This window comes from Pseudomonas sp. COW5 (assembly GCF_026240005.1).
Taxonomy (GTDB): Bacteria; Pseudomonadota; Gammaproteobacteria; order Pseudomonadales; family Pseudomonadaceae; genus Aquipseudomonas; species Aquipseudomonas kribbensis.
The window spans coordinates 4,325,032-4,346,139 of the sequence record NZ_JAPHVP010000001.1; the positions used below are offsets into that span (position 1 = coordinate 4,325,032).

Consider the following 21,108-nt stretch of genomic DNA (forward strand, 5'->3'; position numbering starts at 1 on the left):
CGTGCAGGTGAATCGATGGCTTTCTTCGAGGTTGACGGACAAGCGCTTCACTACATTGATCAAGGCACAGGCCCGGCGGTGCTGCTGGCCGGCAGCTACCTGTGGGACCAGGCCATGTGGGCACCGCAAATCGCAGCGCTGTCGCCACACTATCGGGTGATTGCGCCGGATCTGTGGGGCCATGGTGAGTCCGGGCGTTTGCCTGAAAACACCACATCACTGGATGACATCGCCCGTCAGGCACTGGCCCTGCTCGATCATCTGGAGATTGACCGGGTAACGCTGGTCGGGCTGTCGGTCGGCGGCATGTGGGGCGTGCGTCTGGCGCTATCGGCACCGCAGCGGCTCAATGGTCTGGTGCTGATGGACACCTACGTCGGCGTCGAGCCGGAACCGACCCGTCAGTACTACTTCTCGCTGTTCAAACAGATCGAGGAAAGCGGCGGGATCTCCGAGCAGTTGCTCGACATCGTGGTGCCGATCTTCTTCCGTCCGGGCATCGACCGCGAGTCGGCGCTGTATCAGGATTTCCGCGCAAAACTCGCCGGCTATTCCGCCGATCGCCTACGCCAAAGCATTGTGCCGATGGGACGGATCACCTTTGGCCGCGACGATCTTCTGCCGCGTCTGGGTGAACTGAATGCGGCAACGACGTTGGTGGTTTGCGGTGATCAGGACAAACCACGTCCTCCGTCGGAAGCTAACGAAATGGCCGAGCTGATCGGCTGCCCGTGTGTGCTGGTGCCGGAGGCGGGGCATATCTCCAATCTGGAGAATCCGGAGTTCGTGACGGAGGTGTTGTTCAGTTTTTTGAGTGAGCGCAATCGAAATACGCTGTAATTGCGCGTGGAATTTCATTTAAGGGACTGGCGTGAAGCAATTCTTCTGGCGCGATCTTGAAGATCTGCAAGGACAATGGGGTGGGCTGAGCATCGAGATCAGCGGCCCCCCTCAGGGCAAACCACAACTGCATCTGCGGACGGGCAACAATGCTCGCCTGAAACTGATGTTCAACGAGACCCCTTTGCTTTGGGGAACGATAGCGACTTCGTATTACGGTGCCTGGCTGGTACGCAACCCGTTGCCGATGCAATGGGAGTCGCCACTCGTTCCGGCCATCGACTCGGCGCAAGTCGAACATCACCGTCATTTGCCCGCCGGGCAGCGAATGAAAGCCTGGAGCCGATACTTCATCAACCAATTGATGAAGCATCAGACGGGCTTTCTTTATCCCGGACACTGGGTGGCTCGGCCCATGATGCCTGTGGCCGTGCGAAAACAACGTGGCGACGGTCTGAGCAACTGGTATTTCACGACTGAGCAAGAAATGACAAGTCATTTACCGAGATGGTCAGCTCGTGGTGACGGAATTCTCGACAATCTTCAACCACGACCGGTGGAGTGGCTCGACTGGGATTTGGGCAATCTGATCGGTCTGCACACGGTCGATCCATATGCAGGGCGTATGAAGTGGTGGCGCAAGAAGGCGAGAGAGGACAGCCTGCCTCCTGTCTTGCTGTGGTATGTCGGCGGGTTGTGTTCTTACGTGATTATCGACGGTCACTATCGATTGCAGGCCGCGCTGGCTGAAAGCGTCAAACCGACGTTTATCGTTTTGAGTTCAACTAAAACCTACCCCCTCACACCGAATCCCGACACTCAACAGCGGGTGTTCAATTCCCTGATGCTGCAAAGCGAAAGGAATCCGGAATTTGATGTACGAACCTTGAACCAGGCGTTGATCAACAACTTCGATGATCGTCCCTGCCATTCGGCAAAAAACCATGCCTGGGCCGGCATCGTATCGGATACGGAGTGGTCGCAAGAGGTGACGCAGTTTTTGCTCGAACGCGAAGCGACAGCTGAGCTGGACGACATCCTGGACCGGTGTCAGCCGCGTGAGTGGTGATGGCTCCGGCGTGTTTGCCGGAGCCGCCAATCGTTACATCGGCCCGAGAATCTTCGCCAGCTTGTCCGGCGTCGGCGCGCCTTGCTGTTGTTGCAGTTCACCCTTGTCGTCCATGTAGAAGATCGCCGGGGTGGCCTGCAATTCCAGGTCTTCCATCAACTGCATGTTCGCTGCGAGTTTGGTCTGCACGGCGGCCGGAATATCCTTCATGGCCTTGAGGGTACTGGCCTTGCCGGCCTTCTCGTGATCGTCCAGGGCCTTGGCCGGGTCTTTGGCCGCCAGCAGCGCGGCGGATTTGGCCGGGCTGTCCTCGCGGATGATGCCGACCATGATGTGCCGCAACTGCACCTTGCCGGCCTTGACCCATGGGCGGGCCTGTTCCCAGAACATGTTGCAGTACTGGCAGTTCGGGTCGCTGAACAGGTACACCGTGCGCGGTGCGTCCTTTTTGCCGTCCTGAATCCAGTTGCTCGCCTCGAACTTGGCCCAGACTTCCTTGGCCATCGGCGCGTACACCAGTTTTTGCAGCGGTGCGCTGCTCAGGTCGTTGCCGTCGGCGTCGTACAGGTTGCCCAGCAGCACGTGTTTGCCGTCCGGCGTCAGGTACAGGGCCATGCCACGGTTCTGGTATTGCGCGGCGTAACCACGCAGTCCGTCGGGCGCGTCGAACTGGCCGACGATTTTTGCGCCTTTGGCTTCGATCTTCTTGATTGCATCAGGCAATTCTTCAGCGGCCTGCACCGACGGCAAGTGCAGCAGGGCAGCGCCCAGAGACAGCGTCAGCAGGTAGCGGAGGCGGGGCATGGCAGTTTCCTTGCAGAGGTGGCCGGTGCGGCGTTCGTAGTCGGATTCGGGCTGTCGAAGTTTTCCAGGGCGCGGGCCAGGCTGGCGTTCGACAACTCGCCCAGATGGCTGGCCAGCAATTGACCGTCAGGGCTATAGAACAGCGTAGTCGGCAATGCCATGGAACCCACGGCCTGACCCAGATGCCCGCTGCGATCGAACAGCACGTTGTTCAGGCTCAGGCCCTGGGTTTCGAGGAAGGTCGCGACGCTTTGCATGCTTTCGGCCTGGTTGACGAACAGGAACGTCAGGTCCGGGCGTTGCTGCTGGGCGTTTTCCAGCACCGGCATTTCCCGGCGGCATGGCGGGCACCAGGTGGCCCACAGGTTGACCACCAGCGGGCCGCCCTGATAGTCGGCGAGTTTCACGGTTTCCCCGGCGGCGTTGCGCAGGGTGATGTCCGGCAAGCGCGTGCCTTGTTCATAGATGTTCAGCGACAGGGTCGCCAGTACCCAGAACGCCACACCGCTGGCCACGCCGAAACCCAGCGGTCGACGCAAACCCGGTCGACGCCAGCCGCGATACAGCGCCGCCAGCAACAGCACGATCACCCCCGGCCAGGCGAGAAAGCCGCCATCGCGCAGGTCGATGATCTGCCACGGATCGTTGCGATAGTGACCCCAGTAAACGGCGACGAAGGCAATGCGCGCCGCGAGCATGCCCAACAGGAACAGGCTGAACAGCGCCGACTCGGGGTTATCGCCACCGCGCTTGGCCACCCGCCAGCCGACGAATGTTGCCAGCGCCAGGGCGCTGATCAGCAGCAGGTGATTGAGTGCAATGGCAAAGGTGCCGAGGGTGAAGGTCAGCATTAACGGGCGTCTCGGGTGGTGGTCCAGCGTTGCAGGAAGGTGTCGGCATCGACCTCGCCGGTGATGCGCTGGCTGCGGCGCTCTTCACCGTCGGTGCCGATCCACACAAAACTCGGTGGCCCCGGCACTTTGTAGCGGCCGAGCAGCTCGCGGCTGGCGGCATTGTCATCGGTAACGTCGAGACGCAGCAAACGCACATCGCTCAGGGCCTGCATCACCCGCGCCTGGCCAAACACCTTTTTCTCCATGACTTTGCACGACGTGCACCAGTCGGCGTAGTAATCGAGCAACACCCATTGACCCTGAGCCTTGGCGGTGTCGAGTTCGCGTTGCAGGGCGGCGGGGTCCTTGATCGTAATGAACGCTTCGTGACCGTTGGGTGCCGCCGTGCCGGTGCGTCCGGCGCTGTACACCTGCAACGGCTGAAACGGATCATCGCTGCCGCCCGCTGCACCCACCACCAGCAAACTGCCCCACAGTCCCAGCAACAGCGAGCTGGCTCCGAACAACTGGGCCACCCGGCCGAAGCCTTCGGACTGTTTCCAGGCGCTGTAGGCCGCAATCAGCAGCAGCGCGCCGCACAGTGCGAGCCACAGCGACGAGTCCAGCACCGGACGCAGCATCAACACCGCCGTGCCCAGGAACAGGAAGCCGAACACGCCCTTGAGCAGGTTCATCCACGCGCCGGGTTTCGGCAGGAAGCGATTGCCGACCGTCACCAGCACCAACAGCGGGATGCCGATGCCGATACCGAGGGCAAACAGGATCAATCCACCGTGCAGGGCATTGCCGCTTTGCGCGATGTAGAGCAGGGCTCCGGCCAACGGTGCGGTCATGCACGGACCGACGAGCAGGCCGGACAACGCGCCCAGTACACCCGCACCGACCAGGCTGCCGCCGCTGCGACTGCGCGAGGCGTGCTCCAGTCGATCACGCACGGCCACCGGCAGTTGCAGTTCAAAGAAGCCGAACATTGGCAGTGCCAGAATCACGAACACCGCCGCGAACGTTCCGAGCAGCCACGGGTTTTGCAACCAGGCCTGAAGGTTCGCCCCCAGCAGCGCGGCGATGACACCCATTGCCGCATAGACCAACGCCATGCAAACCACATAGCTGCTGGCCAGCGCGAAACCACGACGTGGCGTGGCACCGCTGCCGACCACCATGCCGGCCAGAATTGGCAGCATCGGCAACGAGCACGGCGCAAAGGCCAGCAGCAGACCGAGCCCGAAGAACACCAGCAGGCTCCAGCCCAGCGAGTGCTGTTGCAGGCCGCTGGCCAACGCTTGATCCTGTGCCTCATCGGTTGCCGCAGCGGCCGCTTTGCCACCGAGGTCGATCACCCGGGTCTGCGGCGGATAACACAGGCCGGCGTCGGCGCAGCCCTGATAGCTGACCTTGATCTGGCCTTTGGCCGTCGCCGGGATCTTCAGTTCGAGGCCCTGACGATAAACCGGTTGCTCACCGAAATACTCGTCACTGTGTGATTCGCCTTCGGGCACGGCAGGAGCGTTCTCCGCCGCCAGCCCATCGAATTTCAGGCGTTTCTGATACAGGTAGTAACCGTCGGCGATCTGCCAGAACAGTTGGGTTTCGCCGGAATCCAGACGTTCGGACGTCAGGACGAAGGCCTTGTCGACCGGGAGAAATTCCGGTTTTGTCGCAAAAGGGTCGTTCCCTGCCTGGGCCAGACCCGAAATCAATAGTGCAAACATTAGAAAAATATGACGCATGGTGGAGCCTTGTCCCTGTGCAAGTGATGAACACGATGGGCGGCAGCGATTAACCGATGATTAACCGGGCATCTCCATGCGTCGAACCTGCGCGACGCTACAGCATTGCAGACGGTTTGGGGAGTCAGAGGCCCCGGGTCAACCCGGCGAATCTGCCACTGACATTGTGCACGCCTCCCTCAATCCGGCCTTTTTGCATGTTGTAGGTCACGAACTGGTCATTGGTCAGGAAGATGTACCAGAGGTTGTCGCTGAACGTGGGATCAACTTGAGCCGCAGTAACAAGGCGATGTTTATAAGGCGCAAGTCCGTGCAATACCGCTGTGGGGTCGTGCCTTATTTGTTGCTTTATAGTATCGAATGTCAGATGAGTTCCATCATTCAACAGGAAGCGAAACAGGGACTTGTGTCCGAGCGCTTCCAGCCATGTACCGGCAATGATTCTTTCAAAGTAGGGCAGGATCGGCGTCCAGAGAGAGTTGGAAAGATTGTAAAACGCGTCAGCCTTGTCATTGTCCTGGTCATAGGCGCAAACCCATGGGCGGTCGCCATTGTAAAAGAACAACCAGACAATATCCTTGTCGCCGCTCTGTGTTTGCGTGAAACCAAAGCGCAAGTGCCTGGCGTAGGCATCGAACCCCTCCCAGTTACCTTTGATCGGTTTTGGATAGTTGTCGGAGATTTTTTCGTCGCCATTATCGTAGCGGGAATAGGTGTCGTTATCTTTGAGAAAGAAGTAAATACGGTCCGGCCCGGAGCGCCAGTCGATGGCGACAAAGTTATTGAGTTTGGACATTGAATGTTCCTTTTTAATAAGTGGTTATTGTTGTCTGGCGGGTTGTCCTTGTTTGTGTTGCGCTGGAAGGTTATAGCGATAAATAAATTCTGTGCACTGTCTTGTTGTTTGCTGTATGTGTCTGTTGTGTGGTTTTAAGCTGTTTTGTCGGTTTTTTAGTTGTCTGTGCTGTACTTCATGTTGATAAAGACATTGTCCTGGGTCGCATCATTCGGGATCGTGCTTTTCCTTGGCACAAACAGTGCCCATAATTGCCGCTTAATCCTCTCCTGATTGACTCGCATTTTTTCTCATGGAGCTCCCATGCACGTACTGGTTTGCGAAGACGATGAGTTGATCGCCAGCGGCATCGTCGCCGGGCTGACGGCCCAGGGCTTGACGGTCGAACACGTCAACACCGCCTCCAAGGCCCGGGCGATCCTCAAGGTTGCCGAATTCGACGTGATGGTGCTCGACCTCGGCCTGCCGGACGAAGACGGCCTAAAACTGCTGCAGCAACTGCGCCAGCAAGGTCTGGAAATTCCCGTATTAATCCTCACCGCACGGGATTCGGTCACCGACCGGGTCGACGGTTTGCAGTCCGGCGCCGACGATTACCTGCTCAAGCCTTTCGATTTGCGCGAACTGTTCGCTCGTCTACAAACCCTGTTGCGTCGGGTGGCCGGGCGCAGCGTCAACCTGATCGAGCACGGCGCGCTGACCTACGACCCGAGCAGCCGTGAAACCACGTTGGCCGGCCGTTCGGTGGATCTGTCCCGCCGCGAACAATCCCTGTTGCAAGCCCTGCTGCACAACCGTGGCCGGGTGCTGTCCACCGAGCAATTGAAGGACAGCGTCTACGGTTTCAGCGATGAACTGGAGAGCAACGCCCTCAACGTGCATATCCATCACCTGCGCAGCAAACTGGGCAAAGGCATCGTCGAAACCGTGCGTGGTCTGGGCTATCGCCTGGGCCCGGCCGATGGTGGAGAACCCGACAAGTGATGAGTCTGCGCCTGCGCCTGAGTCTGACCCTCGGCGCCGCGTTCGCGCTGATCTGGGCCCTGGCGGCCGCCTGGATGCTCAGCGACCTGCGCAACCAGATGATGTTTTCTCTCGACCAGCGGCTGGTGGCCTCGGCGCGGATGGTCGCCGGGTTGCTGGAGCAATTGCCGGCGATCCCGAGCAAAGGCGAGGGCACTCACTTCAGCGCTGAACAACTGAACATTCCCGGCGGCATGGCCTGTCAGGTCAGTTCGTTGCGCGGCGAAATCCTCGCCCGCAGTCACAACAACCCGGAACAGGCACTGGAAGCGCAGAAAATGGGCTTCCACGATCAAATGATCGACGGCGCGCCGTGGCGCACCTTCACCCTGGCCCGGGGCGATGTGCGGATCACCACCGCCGACCGGGTGATCGAACGCGAAGCCTTGAACATGTCGATCCTGCTGGCCGCCTCGGTGCCGGTGGGCGTGGCGCTGCTCGGCTGTCTGTGCCTGCTGTGGCTGGGGATCGGTCAGGGGCTGGCGCCGCTCAATCGCTTGCGCGAAGCCTTGATGCGCCGCAATGCCGACTCCCTCGAACCGTTGCAGTTGCAGTCATTCCCCAGCGAACTGAAACCGCTGCTGGAAACCCAGAACCAACTGTTCCAGCGCATCGGCAAGACCATCGAGCGTGAACGTCGCCTGACCGGCGATGCCGCACATGAACTGCGCAGCCCGCTGACGGCGATCAAGACCCACCTGCAAGTGGCGCGCATGACCGACGGCAGCGCCCGCGATCAGTCCCTGGCCCGGGCCGAGGAGGGCGCCGACCGTTTGCATCGCACCCTCGAACAATTGCTGTTGCTGGCCCGGGTCGAAGGCAGTCTGTCGTTCGACGACGGCGTGCAGTGCAGCGCCGAGCAAGTGGCGAAACTGGCGATTCAGGATTCTGCCAGCGACGAACGTCAGAGAATCAAACTGCACCTGCCTGAAAAATTGTCCAGTGCACCGCTGCAAATGCCGGCGGTGTTGTCGATTGCGGCCTTGCGCAACCTGCTCGATAACGCCCTGCGCCATACCCCGACAGAAGGTGCCGTGGAACTGAGTGTGGAAACCATCGGCAACCGCGTGCGTTTCGTGGTGCGCGATCATGGGCCGGGGATTGCACCGGACGATCTGCAACATCTGACCCAACGCTTCTGGCGCAACGGTCAGAGCACCGGCTGCGGGCTCGGGCTGGCGATTGTCCAGGCGATTGTCCAGCGCTGTGCCTGCACCCTGCATTTCGACAGCCGCCCGGATGGCCTGCGGGTCGAGCTGACCATGCCGCTGCAACCGGCCTGAGCCCGGCACATCAAATGTAACCTCTCTCCATTGGTCATCCGCCGGCCGCGACGCTATTGTCGCCCCAGCCTTTGACTCAATGGATTGAGGGAAACAGCGCCATGGATGCATCCATCTACATTTGTCCGGCCACCCCGGCCGATACCGGCATCATCAGCCGCATCGTCGAGCGTTCGATTCGCGTCGGCTGCGCACTCGATCATCGTAACGATCCACACCTCGTAGACGCCTGGATTCGTCAGCAATCGACGGAACACATCAGCGCCTGGCTGGCCGACCCACAGCGTTACCTGAACATTGCGTTATTGCAGGACCGTCCGGTCGGTGTCGGCATGGCGCTGGCCAATGGCGATATCACGCTGTGTCATGTGCAGCCGGAATGGTTTCGCCGGGGCGTCGGACGGGCGCTGATGACTGACCTTGAAGGCTGGCTGCTGATTCGCGGCAGCGCCCGTTCCGTGCTCACCAGCACTCGCACCGGTGAAGCCTTTTATCGACGTCTGGGTTATCGCGAATCGGCGCCGCCGCTCATTCGCCACGGCATGCGCAGCTTGCCGATGCACAAGTCGCTGCCGCTGTCGGCATGACAACTCGCTCAAGGGTGTAAATCCTCGACGTGCTGGTGCGTTTCCAGAACAGGAAAACCTGCATGTGCGCCCCGGGACCGGAACGCGCACCTGTGCGGTGTGCAGTTTTGGTCACTATCCATAGCGAATTGAGGGGTCGAGAGATGTCAGTCGCCACCAGCCTTATCGAAGAGTCGTCGGCCCGGATCGCCTCCGGGCCGGCGGAAACGCTGTATCAGTTCAATGAATCGCCGCTGCTGGCCCGTCAGAGCCAGCAGGAATCCAATGCCCGCAGCTACCCGCGGCGCATTCCCCTGGCGCTGAAGCGTGCCAAGGGTCTGTATGTCGAAGACGTTGAAGGCCGCACCTTCATCGATTGCCTGGCCGGAGCCGGCACCCTGGCGCTGGGGCACAACCACCCGGTGGTGATCGAGGCCATCCAGCAAGTGCTGGCCGATGAGTTGCCGCTGCACACCCTCGACCTGACCACGCCGGTGAAGGATCAATTCGTTCAGGATCTGTTCGGGTTGCTGCCGCCAGCATTGGCCAAGGAAGCGAAAATCCAGTTCTGCGGCCCGACCGGCACCGACGCGGTGGAAGCTGCGTTGAAGCTGGTGCGTACTGCCACCGGCCGCAGCACCGTGCTGTCGTTCTCCGGCGGTTACCACGGCATGAGCCAGGGCGCGTTGAGCCTGATGGGCAGCCTGGGGCCGAAGAAACCGTTGGGCGCGCTGCTTAGCAACGGCGTGCAGTTCATGCCGTTCCCTTATGACTACCGTTGCCCGTTCGGCCTCGGTGGCGCGGCGGGGGTGAAGGCCAACCTCAGTTACCTGGAAAACCTGCTCAACGACCCGGAGGCCGGCGTGCAACTGCCGGCGGCGGTGATCGTCGAGGCGGTGCAAGGCGAGGGCGGGGTGATCCCGGCGGACATCGAGTGGCTGCGCGGTCTGCGTCGCATCACGGAAAAGGCCGGCGTCGCGCTGATCGTCGACGAGATCCAGAGCGGTTTCGCCCGCACCGGCAAGATGTTCGCCTTCGAGCACGCCGGCATCACGCCGGACGTGGTGGTGCTGTCCAAGGCCATCGGCGGCAGCCTGCCGCTGGCGGTGGTGGTCTATCGCGACTGGCTCGACACCTGGCAGCCGGGCGCCCACGCCGGCACCTTCCGTGGCAATCAGATGGCGATGGCCGCCGGTTCTGCGGTGATGCGTTACCTGGTCGAAAACAAGGTTTGCGAGCATGCCGCTGCGATGGGCGAACGCCTGAGCGAGCATCTGCATATCCTGCAGCGCGACTTCCCGCAACTGGGTGACATTCGCGGTCGTGGCCTGATGCTCGGTGTCGAGTTGGTGGATCCGGACGGTGCACCGGACGCTCTTGGTCATCCACCGGCCTTCGCCCGACTGGCGCCGCTGGTGCAGCGCGAATGCCTCAAGCGCGGGCTGATCCTGGAGTTGGGCGGACGGCATGGTGCGGTCGTTCGATTCTTGCCGCCGCTGGTGATCACCGCCACTGAAATCGACCGCGTCGCCGAGATCTTCGGTCGTGCGCTGAGCGCTGCGACCGCCGCCCTGTAAATTTTTCGCCGCGCCGAACGTTCCTTCTACATACCCGGCTGCACCCACCGTGCAGCCCACCCTTACAGCGATGGAGACACAGCATGACGTCAGTATTCGACCGCGAGGACATCCTCTTTCAAGTCGTGGTCAACCACGAAGAGCAGTACTCGATCTGGCCGGATTACAAGGCCATTCCGGAAGGCTGGCGCACCGTGGGCAAGAGCGGCATGAAGAAGGAATGCCTGGCCTACATCGAAGAAGTCTGGACCGATATGCGTCCGCTGAGCCTGCGCCAGAAGATGGAAGCGCAAGCGGCTGCACAGTAAGTCTTCAGCCAAAAAGAAACCCGCTGGACTGGAAACAGTCAGCGGGTTTTTTCATGTCCGGAGGTTCGGTGTTACGCGCCGCTCAAGCCCTTGAGCAGCGCATCCACATTACCTTCCAGCTCAGCCACCGGATCCGCCGCATCGGTGCTCAGCACCAGCAGATGACTGCCCGACTCGGTAATCGCCGCTTTCAGCGCGTCCGACGGCTGCCGATGGTGCAGCACCACCGCCACGTCGTTGTCCTTGAGCGTTGCAGTCAATTTTTTCAGGTCTTCCGGTGTCCACTCGGCATCCGGTCGCGGATCCTGCCCGATCAACTCCAGATTGAGGCTGCCGATCAGATAGCCGAAATGATCGCTCAGGCTCATCACGCTGAGGTTGTCGGCACTGGCCAGGCGCGCCTCGCTGTCAGCGCTGAGTTTCAGAAGGCGCTGTTTCAGTACGGCCAGGTTGGCCTCGATCTTCGGTTTGTCCTTCGGCGCCAGTCGCACCAGATCCGCCGCCATCACATCCGCCATGCGTCCCATGTTGTTGCTGGCCAGCCATGGCTGGCTGTTCAAACCGTCGACTTTCAGCCCCGGTTGTACGGCGATGCCGGGCAGGGCGCCGTCCACCGGGCGGGCGGCATCGACTTCGACGATGCGGATGTTGCTGCGTCGGGCCATCGGGTACAGCGGGTCATCAGCCCACAGCGAGCGCACGCCGATCACTGCATCGGCGCCGCTGGCCAGCTTGTCCAGTGCCGGAGCGCCGCGCCCGGTGAAGTACGCGGACTGACGGCTGCCCGGCAGGTTCGTCGGCGCCGCGCGTTCAAGGCTGATGTCGGTGCCTTTGAGCAGGACTTCGCCCAAACCATAGGTGATCGGCAGCGAGGCCAGCACGCGCACGGGGTTTTCGGCGGCCAGCAAAGGGCTGGAGACGGCGCCGCTGAGGGCGATGGCCAGGGCAAGTTGTCGCAATGAAAAAGACATTTATCCAAGGTTCCCTTTCAGACTGGGGACGATGCCCCGGGCAATGGCGGCGAGGGCGAAGCCGATGCCGGCGACGAGAATGATCGCGGCGCCGGACGGAATCGGCAGGTCGAAGACGATGGGCGCGAGAATCCCGCACAGCGTGCTGACCGTGGCGATCAGCACCGAACACCAGAAAAAGCCCTTGAGCGACTGGCTGAGCAAGCGCGCGGCGGCCGCCGGAATCACCAGCAGGGCGCCGACCAGAATCGCGCCGATGACTTTTACTGCCGCGACGGTAATCAGCGTCACCAGAATCACGAACAGGTAATCCAAAGTCTTCACGGCGACGCCACGCACCGCCGCCAGTTGCGGGTTGAAACTGGCGAGCATGATGCGGTTGTACAGCGGCAGCGCCAACGCCATCACCAGCGAACCGACGATGGCCAGCACCGCCAGATCATTGCCGTTGACCGTCAGCACCGAGCCGAACAACACGTTTTCCAGAATGTGCACGTTGATCTTGCCCGCGAGGATCAGCAGCAGGCTGGCGCCCAAGGCGAGGGAGACAGAAAGGAACACGCCGATCAACGTGTCGGGCGCCAGGCCGGTACGATTACGCAGGTAGTTGAGCAGAATGCCGAACAGCAGGCAGTAGCCGAACAGGCTGCCGTACGGCCCGGTGTAGGGCTCGCCGAGCAGAATGCCGATGGCCACGCCGGTCAGTGCCGCGTGACCCACCGCCTCGGAGAAAAACGCGAAGCGCTTGACCACCACCAGCGTGCCGAGACCGCCGAGCACCGGGCCGATCAACAGGCCGGCGAGCAGCGCGTTGACCACAAACCCGTAGGCCAGGGCTTCCGGCAGGTAACCGGACGACGCCCAGCCCTGAACCATCAAACGAAAGGCTTCGTAACTCATCAGGCAGCGCTCCGTGGATGGGTCGAGAACAGGGTCAGCAGGCGTTCCGGGGTCAGCGCCTGTTGCGGCGTGGCGTCGAACAGCACCCGGCGGTTGAGGCCGGTGACGCGATTGGCCAGACGCCCGACGGCTTCCAGGTCGTGCTCGATCCACAGCACGGTGATGCCCGCCGCGCGCCAGTCGCCGAGCAGGCGTTCGAACACCTGGATCCCGGCTTCGTCGAGGGCCGACATCGGTTCATCCAGCACCAACAGTTGAGGGGCCGGAATCAGGCCTTGGGCGAGCAGCACCCGCTGGCGCTCACCGCCGGACAGCGCGCCCATCCGGCGCTTGCGTTTGTCCTGCATGCCGACTCGCTCCAGCGCCTCACCAATGGCGCCGGCGTAGCGTTTGCTCAGGCCGAGAAACGCCGGGCGGCGCTGGCACATGGCAGCCATGAAGTCGTCGACGGTCATCGGCAGACCCCGATCGAATTCCAGCGCCTGCGGCACATAGCCGATGGTGCCGGGCTCGCCGGGCCATTGCAGGCTGAGCCGGCCCTGATGGGGCATCTGCCCGAGCAGGGTCTTGATCAGCGAACTCTTGCCGCCGCCGTTGGGGCCGACCAGCGCATGCACGTGGCCGGGCTGCACCTGGAAGCTGACCTTGTCCAGAATCGTGGTGCGCCCCAGCGTCAGGCTGACCTCGGAAAATTCCAGGGTCGGGCCTGATACGTGTGAGAGCGAGGTTGCTCGCGAATGCGGTGTGTCATCCGGCAATGATGCTGGCTGTCCGGACGCCTTCGCGGGCAAGCCCGCTCCCACAGGGTGCTCGATATCCCGGGCGATATGGTTTTCTTTAGAAGTCATGCGCCGGACTCCTGAATCGCCCGAACCACGGTGTCGAGGTTGCCGGTCATTTCCTTTTCGTACTTGTCGGCGGTGTATTCGCCGTAGGAAATGTGCGACAGCGGGTACAGCTTCACACCGGATTCGCGCTGGATGGTCTCGACGTAGGTGGAGGGGAAATCCATCTCGGAGAAGATCACCTTCACGTCCAGTTCGCGTAGTTGATCGATGGTTTTCTTCAATTGGCTCGGGCTTGGCTCGATGCCGTGGGCCGGCTCGACCACTGCGGTCACTTCCAGGCCAAATTCGCGCAGCAGGTAGTCATAAGCGGCGTGAACGGTGGCAACCCGCAGTTCGGCGTTCGGCGCCTGGGTCAGTTTGGCCAGGGCGTCGGCGCGCATCTGCCGCAGGCGTTTGCCGTAGACGCGGGCGTTCTGGGTGTAGGTTTTGGCGTTATCCGGGTCGAGCTTGCCGAGTTCCCGGGCGATGTTGTTGACCTGAGCAATCGAGGCACTGATCGACAGGAAGGTGTGCGGGTTCACCACTTTGCCGGCACCGCGCGCTGCGACTCCGGTGGCGGCCAGCAGCGGCACGTTCTCGTTGGCTTCGATGGTCTTGATGTCCGGCGTTTCGCTGGCGGCGATCATGCGGTCGGCGAAGTCGTCATGGCCGACGCCGTTGAGCACGATCACGTCCAGCCCGCTGATGCGTTTGATGTCTTCGGCCCGGGGCTCGTAGGCGTGCGGATTGAAGCCGGCAGGAATCAGCGGCACGACATCGGCCTTGTCGCCGACGATGTTCGCCACATAGCTGTAATAAGGGTGCAGGGTGATGCCGATGCGCAAGCGCTTGGCCGGATCGGCGCTGGCCAGCGGGCTCAGCAGGCAGGCGCACAGACCGATCAGCAGCAGGCGCAGGAAGGGGCGGCGTTGAGATGAACTAGGCATGGGCAAGCGGTCTTCTCTCGAATGAAGGCGAGGGTTCAATGACGATGCTCGCGGGTCACCCCGGCATCGAATTGCGCGACGATCTGTTTCCATCCGGCAGCGGTCAGTGCTGCGTCGGACAGGTCTGTCGGCGCTTGTAGATCGGCGGCGCGGTTGATCCAGATGTCCGGCGCAGCGTCGTTCAGGCGCATCAGAAACGAGCCGGCCACGGTGGGTGCCTGGCTGTGGCCGAAGTAGGCGGCGTCGGCCAGCAATTGCCAGGCATGGCCGCCACGGCTCACGGAGCTGGCGTCCTGGGCGAACGGCGCGAAACCTTCATCCGCCAGATTCTGCGGGGTCGGCAGCGCTTGCTGTTCTTCATGCAACAGGTGGATTTCGTCGAGGGTTACTCGCAGGTCGGCGTAGATGCCTTGCTCGCTGGCGCCGAGGTCGCGGCGGGCGTCGAGCTGATGGCTGGAAACCGGTTCGGGTTCGTGGGACACCCCGCGCCACGCCACCACGGAGCCGGCGACCGCGAGGATCAGCAGGCACATCAGCAGCACATTGAGGGTTTCGTGGCCGGCGCCGGCGGGGCGCACGATTTGAGTGGTCGGCGTGGTCATGGGGCTTCGATATCCGCTTGGTCGATTTCGACGACGTGGCCGGGGCCAGCGTCGAACAGCACGTAGAACTCGGCGCCGGGTTTCTTGAAGGTCAGGGTCGAATCGGCGCCGAGCTTGCCCGGCACCAGGATGGTTTCGTCGTAGCCGATCACATCGAGGGTCACCCCCGGCGCGCCGCTGCCGTCGGAGAAACCGCCGGTGCATTTGATCTGCTCGGCATCGATGGCCTTGCACTCGCACATCGGGTTGTGGGCCAGGGTGCTGGCGCTGAAACCGGTACACAGCACCAGCAATGCGGTGCTCATGCTCAGACGGGAGGGGCGGCTCATGGTTTGGCTCCTTGTTTGTTCAGCCAGGCAATAGTGGCGGGGGAGGCCTGGCTCAGCGGAATCGAGGCTTGGTGCATGCTGCCGTCCCAGCCTTCCATGGTGATCCACAGTTCGGCGTCGGTGGCGGTCTTTTCCGGCACCGGCAACTGGGTGCCCATGCGGTACGGTGTGCCGAAGAAAATCACTCCGGCCGCCCGCAGGCTGCGAGGTTTGCCGATGCGCAGGTATGTCGCCTTGACGTGGTCGACACAGGCATCACAAAGTGCGGCGCTGAAATCTTTCATGTAACCGGCGGGGCCGGTCAGGATCGGTGCCTGATTGCGCAATTCGGCCAGTCGCAGGCTCCAGGGACCGACCTGGATTTCGCCGATCTCCCGTTCGCCGAGTCCGCTGTCACCGCGAAACAGCGAGGCGTCGGCGAAGTATTTGGGTATGAAGCCTAATGGGATCAGCAGCAACAGCACGTTGATGTGGAAGCGCCATTTGTGCCAGATCACGCTCAACCGTGAAGGCTGAGCCACGGTAGTGGACTTGCTCACAGGTTCACCTCCGACGTTTCACGACGCAGGGCCGGTTGCGCCTGGACGCGCTGTTTCTTGTGCTCGCGCTTGAGGGCGTTGGCGGTGGCCAGTGCGGTGCGTTTGGTCCAGATCAATAGTCCGCTGAGGACCATCATGCTCAGCAGCAGACCGAAGAAGAACCAGATCAGCTTGATCCACAGCCCGCCGAAATCTCCGGTGTGCAACGGACGCATGGATTCGGTGACGAACTCCAGCGACGTGCGATCGGACAACAGCCGCGAAGCCGCCACATCACCGCTGTACGGGTTGAGCGTGGCGGTCTGGTACATCAGCGGATACCAGCCGCGACCGCCGATATCCAGGTGCGCATAGGCATTTCCCGGCAGGCTGATGAAGCTGACTTCGAAGCCGGGGATTCTCGTCTGGGCGATTTCGATGGCGCGGTCGAGGCTGAGACGTGGCGGTGGCGAACCATCGTTCGACTGCGGCACGGCTTCGCGGGACATGGCGGGGATGATCGGCTCGCTGGAAATGGAGATCTGGTTGTCCGCCAGCAGTGCCTGGATCAGGAACCAGGTGCCGGTGATCGAAATCACCGCGATGAACCAGATCGACCAGATACCGCTCAAGCGGTGGAAGTCGCCCCAGAAGATCCGTGCACCGTGATTGAAGCGCAGGGTCGGGCGGAAAAAGCCTTTCCAGAAGCGCTTGTACACCACCAGTCCGGTCACCAGCGAAGCCAGCATCGGCAGGCCGAGGAACGACACCAGATACCAGCCCCAGCTGAAACCATTGGTGAATGGCACCAGCCACCACCCGTGCAGTGCGCGGGTGAAGGCCTTGAAGTTGAAATTCGGTGCAGTGCCCTGGATGACCCCGGTATACGGGTTGACGTAAACCGTCAGCGAGCGCCCGTCGGGATAGCTGACGTCGACGTCGAGGGCAAAGTGCGATTCGTCTGGCCGGTTGATGCTTTGCACCACGATCTGCGGTTCGGCTTTTTTGATTTCGGCGAGGATCTGGTCATAGCTCAGGCGGGGTGCGTCGTCCGAAGGGGCGCTGGCGCGCATTTGCGGGTTGGCCAGCCAGACGATTTCCTGGCTGACCACCGCCAGGGTGCCGGTGACGCAGACAATCAGGACAAAAAACCAGATCGGCAACGCCAGCCAGCTGTGTACCAGGAACCACAGTTTCGAGCGGGATTTCTTCGACATGATGACGGGTCTTGATTCGGTGAGGGGGCTCGGCGCTACGGGCTTCGCAGCGCGGGAGTCCCTGAAGGGCCGGTCGTGGCTTTTGCCTGCGCGACCGGCCCGCATCTCTATAAGACGGATGACCGAAGCAAATCCCGATGGAGGATATGAAAGTAAATGTTTCGCGACCGCAATCTCACTATCCCTTGTGGGAGCGAGCCTGCTCGCGATAGCGATCTGTCAGGTGATGATTCGCTGAAAGCCTCTTTCGCGAGCAGGCTCGCTCCCACAGAGGGAAATGTGTCGTCTGGATTGATCGCTCAGCGCAGGAACGGCAGCGCCTCGGCGAGCAACAGCTCTGGGACTTCTTCAGCGAGGTAATGCCCGGCGGGCAAGGACTTGCCGCGCACGTCGGTGGACACCTGCTGCCATTCCCTGAGTGGATCGAAGCAACGCCCGACCGTGCCTTCGGCGCCCCACAGCACCAGCAGCGGCAAGCTCAGGTGATGGCCGGCATCGAGGTCGGCGCGGTCGTGTTCCAGATCGATATCGGCACTGGCCCGGTAGTCCTCGCAGATCCCACGGGCGCTGCCGGGCAGGCTCAGGCATCGCAGATATTCAGCAAACGCTTCGTCAGTGAACGGCTTGAGCCCGGCGCTGCGGCTGCCCATGACGCTGCGCAGATAGCCTTCGGGATCGGCCTCGATCAGGGTTTCCGGCAGCGGCGCCGGACGGATCAGGAAAAACCAGTGCCAGTAGGCCCGGGCGAAGGCCTCGTTGGTCTGGCTGTACATCGCCAGGGTCGGCGCGATGTCCAGCAGCACCATGCGCTGCACGGCAGCAGGGTGATCAAGGGCCAGACGATGGGCGACCCGGGCGCCACGGTCGTGGGCGAGGATCGAAAATTGCGTAAAGCCCAGCGCCTTCATCAGTTCCACGCCGTCGCGGGCCATTTCCCGCTTGGAATAGTGGGCGTGCCGCTCATCGGCGGGTGGTCGGCTGCTGTCGCCGTAACCGCGCAGGTCGGCGGCAACCACGGTGAAATGCTCGGCCAGTTGCTCGGCGACCTTGTGCCAGATGACGTGGGTCTGCGGGTGCCCGTGCAACAGCAACAGGCCCGGGCCGCTGCCGCCGAGGCGATAAGTGATGTCCACGCCATTGACGTGGCGCTGGTCTTTGACGAATCCGGCAAACATCGGGGAGATCCTTTATTCAGGCGGTTGACCTGCATCCTGAAATCGCCGGGCGTTCATGACAAGGCGTGAAGCGTGGTTCGACGGTTCATGAATCGTGTTCACCCATCCCCGCGCGCGGCGCGGGAATGGAGAATCATCGTTACTGAGCCTGCTGAAACATTTCCTTTGCCCGCTGCTCGATCTGCTCCTGGGTCAGGTCTTCCTTGCGCGTGGCCAGGAACCACAGATGCCCGTAGGGATCCTTCAACGTACCGCTGCGATCCCCGTAGAACTGATCCTTGACCTCGGACACTGCCTTCGCCCCGGCATCCAGTGCACGCTGGAACGACTTGTCGACATCGGTCACGTACAGATGCAGACCGACGGACACGGCGCTGTCCGGATTGCTCAAAGGCCCCTGGTCGCAGGGTGTGCCCAGCATGATCGCGCTGTCGCCGATGCGCAGTTCGCAGTGGCCGACGCGACCGTCAGGCATGCTCAGGCGCATGACTTCGGTGGCACCAAACGCCTTTTTATAGAAATCGATGGCCTCGGCGGCCTTATGGATGCCGAGATACGGGGTCACGCTGTGGTACCCCTCCGGGATGGGTTGGACGCTCATGGCGGTACTCCCTTTTTTTATGAGTGACTGAAGGTTTGCCTTCGCCGGGGTTTCCGGTCGCTCAACTATAGATCCGTCGCGCAGCCATGAACGAGTAGCCGACGAGCAGTGTTCAGCCATCGACAGTGAAGCAACAGAATGCGCGGGTTTTTATCGCCAAGGTTTGTTGATAGCCGTTGAAAGCCGCGTGGGACAAGGGCTTTCACTCAGGCACAGAAGCTGCAATGACCCGGTACAACACCGATACCGAGAGTCATCCATGTCTGAATCTGCCGTTTATCCGATCAACCCGCCGGCCGCCCATCGGATCGCCGACGACGCCGAAGCCTTGAGCGTGGCCGCACAGGTCGCCGCCGTTTTGCAGGAGCACGCCGCCGAGCGTGACCGCCACCGTGAAGTGCCCGCCGAAATCGTCGATCTGTATTCCAACAGTGGCCTGTGGGGCATCACCGTGCCGAAGGAATACGGCGGCGCGCAGGTGTCCAATGCGGTGCTGGCACAGGTGATCGCGATCATTTCCGCCGCCGATCCGTCCCTCGGGCAGATCCCGCAGAACCACTATTGCCTGCTCGAAGACATCCGTCTGCAAGGCACGCCGGCGCAGCAGGCTCATTTTTTTGAACTGGCGCTGCAAGGTCATCGCTTTGCCAATGCACTGTCGGAAACCGGCGGCAAGAATGTGCAGGACATCCAGACCACGATCCGTCGTTATGGCGACGGCTTCGTGATCAACGGCCGCAAGGGCTATTGCACCGGCTCGCTCTACGCCCACTGGCTGGCGGTGCTGGCGCTGGATGAGGAACAGAAGGGCCAGTTGGCCTTCGTCGAGCGCGGTACAAAAGGGCTGGTGATCGTCGACGACTGGGACAGCATCGGCCAGCGCACCACGTCCAGCGGTACCGTGCTGGCGCAGGATTTACAGGTGGCACCGTTCAATCTGTTTCCGACGTACCGTTCCTACGAGAGCCCGACCCTGGCCGGGCCGTTCGCCCAACTGACCACCGCTGCTATCGACGCCGGCATCGCCCGGGCGGCGCTGCGTGACACGGTTGAGTTCGTCCGTCAGTTTGCTCGTCCATGGATCGACGCCGGAGTGGACAAGGCCAGCGAAGATCCGCTGACGATCATTCAGATCGGCGCACTGGAAATCCGTCTGGAAGCCGCCGAGGCGTTGCTGGAACGGGCCGGTTGGGCGCTCGACGCCGCGTGCCCGGCGCCGAACGAAGACAACGTCGCGCTGGCCTCCCTGGCCGTGGCCAAGGCCAAAGTGCTGACCACCGAAATCGCCATCGAGGCCAGCAACAAGCTGTTCGAACTGGGTGGCACCCGCTCGACCCTCAAGAAGCACAACTTCGACCGCCACTGGCGCAACGCCCGGGTCCACACCCTGCATGACCCGGTGCGCTGGAAGTATCACGTGGTCGGCAATTGGCTGCTCAACGGCGTCAAGCCACCGCGCCACGACTGGTCCTGATCATGGCCGAATGGTTCAAACACATTTACTGGGCCGACATCGCCCAGGCTTGTCTCGATACGTTGAGCATGCTCGGCGCAGCGCTGCTGTTCACGGTGTTGCTGGGCCTGCCGCTGGGGCTGTTGCTGTTTCTCACCGGCAAGCGCCAGTTGCATGAAACAGTCGGCGTGTACCGGGTGCTGTCGGTGATCGTGAACATGCTGCGTTCGCTGCCGTTCATCATTTTGCTGATCGTGCTGATTCCGCTGACCACGTTGCTGGTGGGCACCTCGCTGGGAGTGCCGGGCACCATTCCGCCATTGGTGGTCGGCTGCACACCGTTCTTTGCGCGACTGGTGGAGACCGCGTTGCGCGAAGTGGATCGCGGCGTGGTCGAGGCAACCCAGGCCATGGGCGCCAACACCTGGCAAATCATTCGCCACACGTTGTTGCCGGAAGCCCGCGGCGGGTTGCTGGCGGCGGTGACGGTGACTGCCATCGTGCTGGTGGATTACACGGCCATGGCTGGCGTGATCGGTGGCGGCGGGCTGGGCGATCTGGCGATCCGCTTCGGCTATCAGCGCTTTCAGACCGACGTGATGGTGGTCACCGTGGTGTTGCTGCTGATTCTGGTGCAAGCCCTGCAAATGACCGGCGACCGACTGGTGGCGCACTACAGCCGCCGCTGAAGAAAAAACAGTTCATCCCATAAAGGCCC

The 21,108-nt window shown here is 61.8% G+C and carries 23 protein-coding genes; 9 read left to right on the top strand and 14 right to left on the bottom strand.

What is annotated here, in order from left to right:
• Window positions 1–15 precede the first annotated feature (15 nt).
• Window positions 16–840, top strand: coding sequence for an alpha/beta fold hydrolase (locus tag OQ248_RS19710; protein ID WP_265813695.1), 825 nt, complete (start codon window positions 16–18; stop codon window positions 838–840).
• A 31-nt stretch (window positions 841–871) separates the two neighbouring features.
• Window positions 872–1,909: a hypothetical protein gene (locus OQ248_RS19715; protein WP_265813697.1), complete on the top strand. Its 1,038-nt coding sequence runs from the start codon at window positions 872–874 to the stop codon at window positions 1,907–1,909.
• Window positions 1,910–1,942: 33 nt separating this feature from the next.
• Here OQ248_RS19715 and dsbG read toward each other — a convergent pair whose 3' ends face one another.
• From dsbG to OQ248_RS19735, 4 genes are all read right to left on the bottom strand, one after another.
• The gene (gene dsbG, locus OQ248_RS19720) at window positions 1,943–2,713 is read right to left on the bottom strand and encodes a thiol:disulfide interchange protein DsbG (protein ID WP_265813698.1); all 771 of its coding nucleotides are present in this window, start codon (window positions 2,711–2,713) and stop codon (window positions 1,943–1,945) included.
• Entirely contained in the window at window positions 2,689–3,564 is an 876-nt protein-coding gene (locus tag OQ248_RS19725; protein WP_265813699.1) for a TlpA disulfide reductase family protein, read from the bottom strand. Before OQ248_RS19725 ends, dsbG begins: the two co-directional genes overlap by 25 nt.
• Window positions 3,564–5,297 (bottom strand): protein-disulfide reductase DsbD, encoded by a 1,734-nt coding sequence (gene dsbD / locus OQ248_RS19730; RefSeq protein ID WP_265813700.1) that lies wholly within the window; start codon window positions 5,295–5,297, stop codon window positions 3,564–3,566. The genes OQ248_RS19725 and dsbD overlap by 1 nt, the downstream gene beginning before the upstream one ends.
• 124 nt (window positions 5,298–5,421) lie before the next feature.
• Entirely contained in the window at window positions 5,422–6,093 is a 672-nt protein-coding gene (locus OQ248_RS19735; protein ID WP_265813701.1) for a hypothetical protein, read from the bottom strand.
• Window positions 6,094–6,396: 303 nt separating this feature from the next.
• On the opposite strand from OQ248_RS19735, the gene OQ248_RS19740 reads away from it, so the two are divergent.
• The 5 genes from OQ248_RS19740 to OQ248_RS19760 all read left to right on the top strand — a co-directional run bounded on the left by OQ248_RS19740 (window position 6,397) and on the right by OQ248_RS19760 (window position 10,850).
• Window positions 6,397–7,077, top strand: coding sequence for a response regulator (locus OQ248_RS19740; RefSeq protein ID WP_114884486.1), 681 nt, complete (start codon window positions 6,397–6,399; stop codon window positions 7,075–7,077).
• Entirely contained in the window at window positions 7,077–8,399 is a 1,323-nt protein-coding gene (locus OQ248_RS19745) for an ATP-binding protein (protein ID WP_265813702.1), read from the top strand. Before OQ248_RS19740 ends, OQ248_RS19745 begins: the two co-directional genes overlap by 1 nt.
• Window positions 8,400–8,500: 101 nt before the next feature.
• Window positions 8,501–8,986 (top strand): GNAT family N-acetyltransferase, encoded by a 486-nt coding sequence (locus OQ248_RS19750; protein WP_265813703.1) that lies wholly within the window; start codon window positions 8,501–8,503, stop codon window positions 8,984–8,986.
• A gap of 143 nt (window positions 8,987–9,129) precedes the next feature.
• The gene (locus tag OQ248_RS19755; RefSeq protein ID WP_265813704.1) at window positions 9,130–10,542 is read left to right on the top strand and encodes an aspartate aminotransferase family protein; all 1,413 of its coding nucleotides are present in this window, start codon (window positions 9,130–9,132) and stop codon (window positions 10,540–10,542) included.
• A gap of 83 nt (window positions 10,543–10,625) precedes the next feature.
• Window positions 10,626–10,850 carry an MbtH family protein gene (locus OQ248_RS19760; RefSeq protein ID WP_065257038.1) on the top strand — a complete coding sequence of 75 codons (225 nt, stop codon included), beginning with the start codon at window positions 10,626–10,628 and terminating at the stop codon, window positions 10,848–10,850.
• 71 nt (window positions 10,851–10,921) lie between these two features.
• Here the strand turns inward: OQ248_RS19760 and OQ248_RS19765 are convergent, their stop codons facing one another.
• The 10 genes from OQ248_RS19765 to OQ248_RS19810 all read right to left on the bottom strand — a co-directional run bounded on the left by OQ248_RS19765 (window position 10,922) and on the right by OQ248_RS19810 (window position 18,937).
• Window positions 10,922–11,821, bottom strand: a complete 900-nt coding sequence (locus OQ248_RS19765; protein WP_265813705.1) for a zinc ABC transporter substrate-binding protein — start codon at window positions 11,819–11,821, stop codon at window positions 10,922–10,924.
• Window positions 11,822–12,721: a metal ABC transporter permease gene (locus OQ248_RS19770; protein WP_119429585.1), complete on the bottom strand. Its 900-nt coding sequence runs from the start codon at window positions 12,719–12,721 to the stop codon at window positions 11,822–11,824.
• Entirely contained in the window at window positions 12,721–13,569 is an 849-nt protein-coding gene (locus OQ248_RS19775) for a metal ABC transporter ATP-binding protein (RefSeq protein ID WP_265813706.1), read from the bottom strand. The genes OQ248_RS19770 and OQ248_RS19775 overlap by 1 nt, the downstream gene beginning before the upstream one ends.
• A complete protein-coding gene (locus OQ248_RS19780) occupies window positions 13,566–14,495 on the bottom strand; it encodes a metal ABC transporter substrate-binding protein (RefSeq protein ID WP_265813707.1) in 930 nt (309 codons plus the stop codon). Before OQ248_RS19780 ends, OQ248_RS19775 begins: the two co-directional genes overlap by 4 nt.
• 35 nt (window positions 14,496–14,530) lie before the next feature.
• Window positions 14,531–15,097 (bottom strand): DUF6162 family protein, encoded by a 567-nt coding sequence (locus tag OQ248_RS19785; protein WP_265813708.1) that lies wholly within the window; start codon window positions 15,095–15,097, stop codon window positions 14,531–14,533.
• Complete coding sequence (locus OQ248_RS19790) at window positions 15,094–15,426, bottom strand: hypothetical protein (protein WP_265813709.1); 333 nt, start codon at window positions 15,424–15,426, stop codon at window positions 15,094–15,096. The genes OQ248_RS19785 and OQ248_RS19790 overlap by 4 nt, the downstream gene beginning before the upstream one ends.
• Window positions 15,423–15,965 (bottom strand): thiamine pyrophosphate-binding protein, encoded by a 543-nt coding sequence (locus tag OQ248_RS19795; RefSeq protein ID WP_265813710.1) that lies wholly within the window; start codon window positions 15,963–15,965, stop codon window positions 15,423–15,425. The genes OQ248_RS19790 and OQ248_RS19795 overlap by 4 nt, the downstream gene beginning before the upstream one ends.
• Complete coding sequence (locus OQ248_RS19800) at window positions 15,962–17,161, bottom strand: PepSY domain-containing protein (protein WP_265813711.1); 1,200 nt, start codon at window positions 17,159–17,161, stop codon at window positions 15,962–15,964. The genes OQ248_RS19795 and OQ248_RS19800 overlap by 4 nt, the downstream gene beginning before the upstream one ends.
• A gap of 299 nt (window positions 17,162–17,460) precedes the next feature.
• Window positions 17,461–18,336, bottom strand: a complete 876-nt coding sequence (locus OQ248_RS19805) for an alpha/beta hydrolase (protein WP_265813712.1) — start codon at window positions 18,334–18,336, stop codon at window positions 17,461–17,463.
• A gap of 139 nt (window positions 18,337–18,475) precedes the next feature.
• Window positions 18,476–18,937: a VOC family protein gene (locus OQ248_RS19810; protein WP_085710695.1), complete on the bottom strand. Its 462-nt coding sequence runs from the start codon at window positions 18,935–18,937 to the stop codon at window positions 18,476–18,478.
• A gap of 259 nt (window positions 18,938–19,196) precedes the next feature.
• Here OQ248_RS19810 and OQ248_RS19815 point away from each other — a divergent pair, with 259 nt between their 5' ends.
• Complete coding sequence (locus OQ248_RS19815; protein ID WP_265813713.1) at window positions 19,197–20,411, top strand: SfnB family sulfur acquisition oxidoreductase; 1,215 nt, start codon at window positions 19,197–19,199, stop codon at window positions 20,409–20,411.
• A gap of 2 nt (window positions 20,412–20,413) precedes the next feature.
• Window positions 20,414–21,079, top strand: coding sequence for a methionine ABC transporter permease (locus OQ248_RS19820; protein WP_114884461.1), 666 nt, complete (start codon window positions 20,414–20,416; stop codon window positions 21,077–21,079).
• Window positions 21,080–21,108 lie beyond the last annotated feature (29 nt).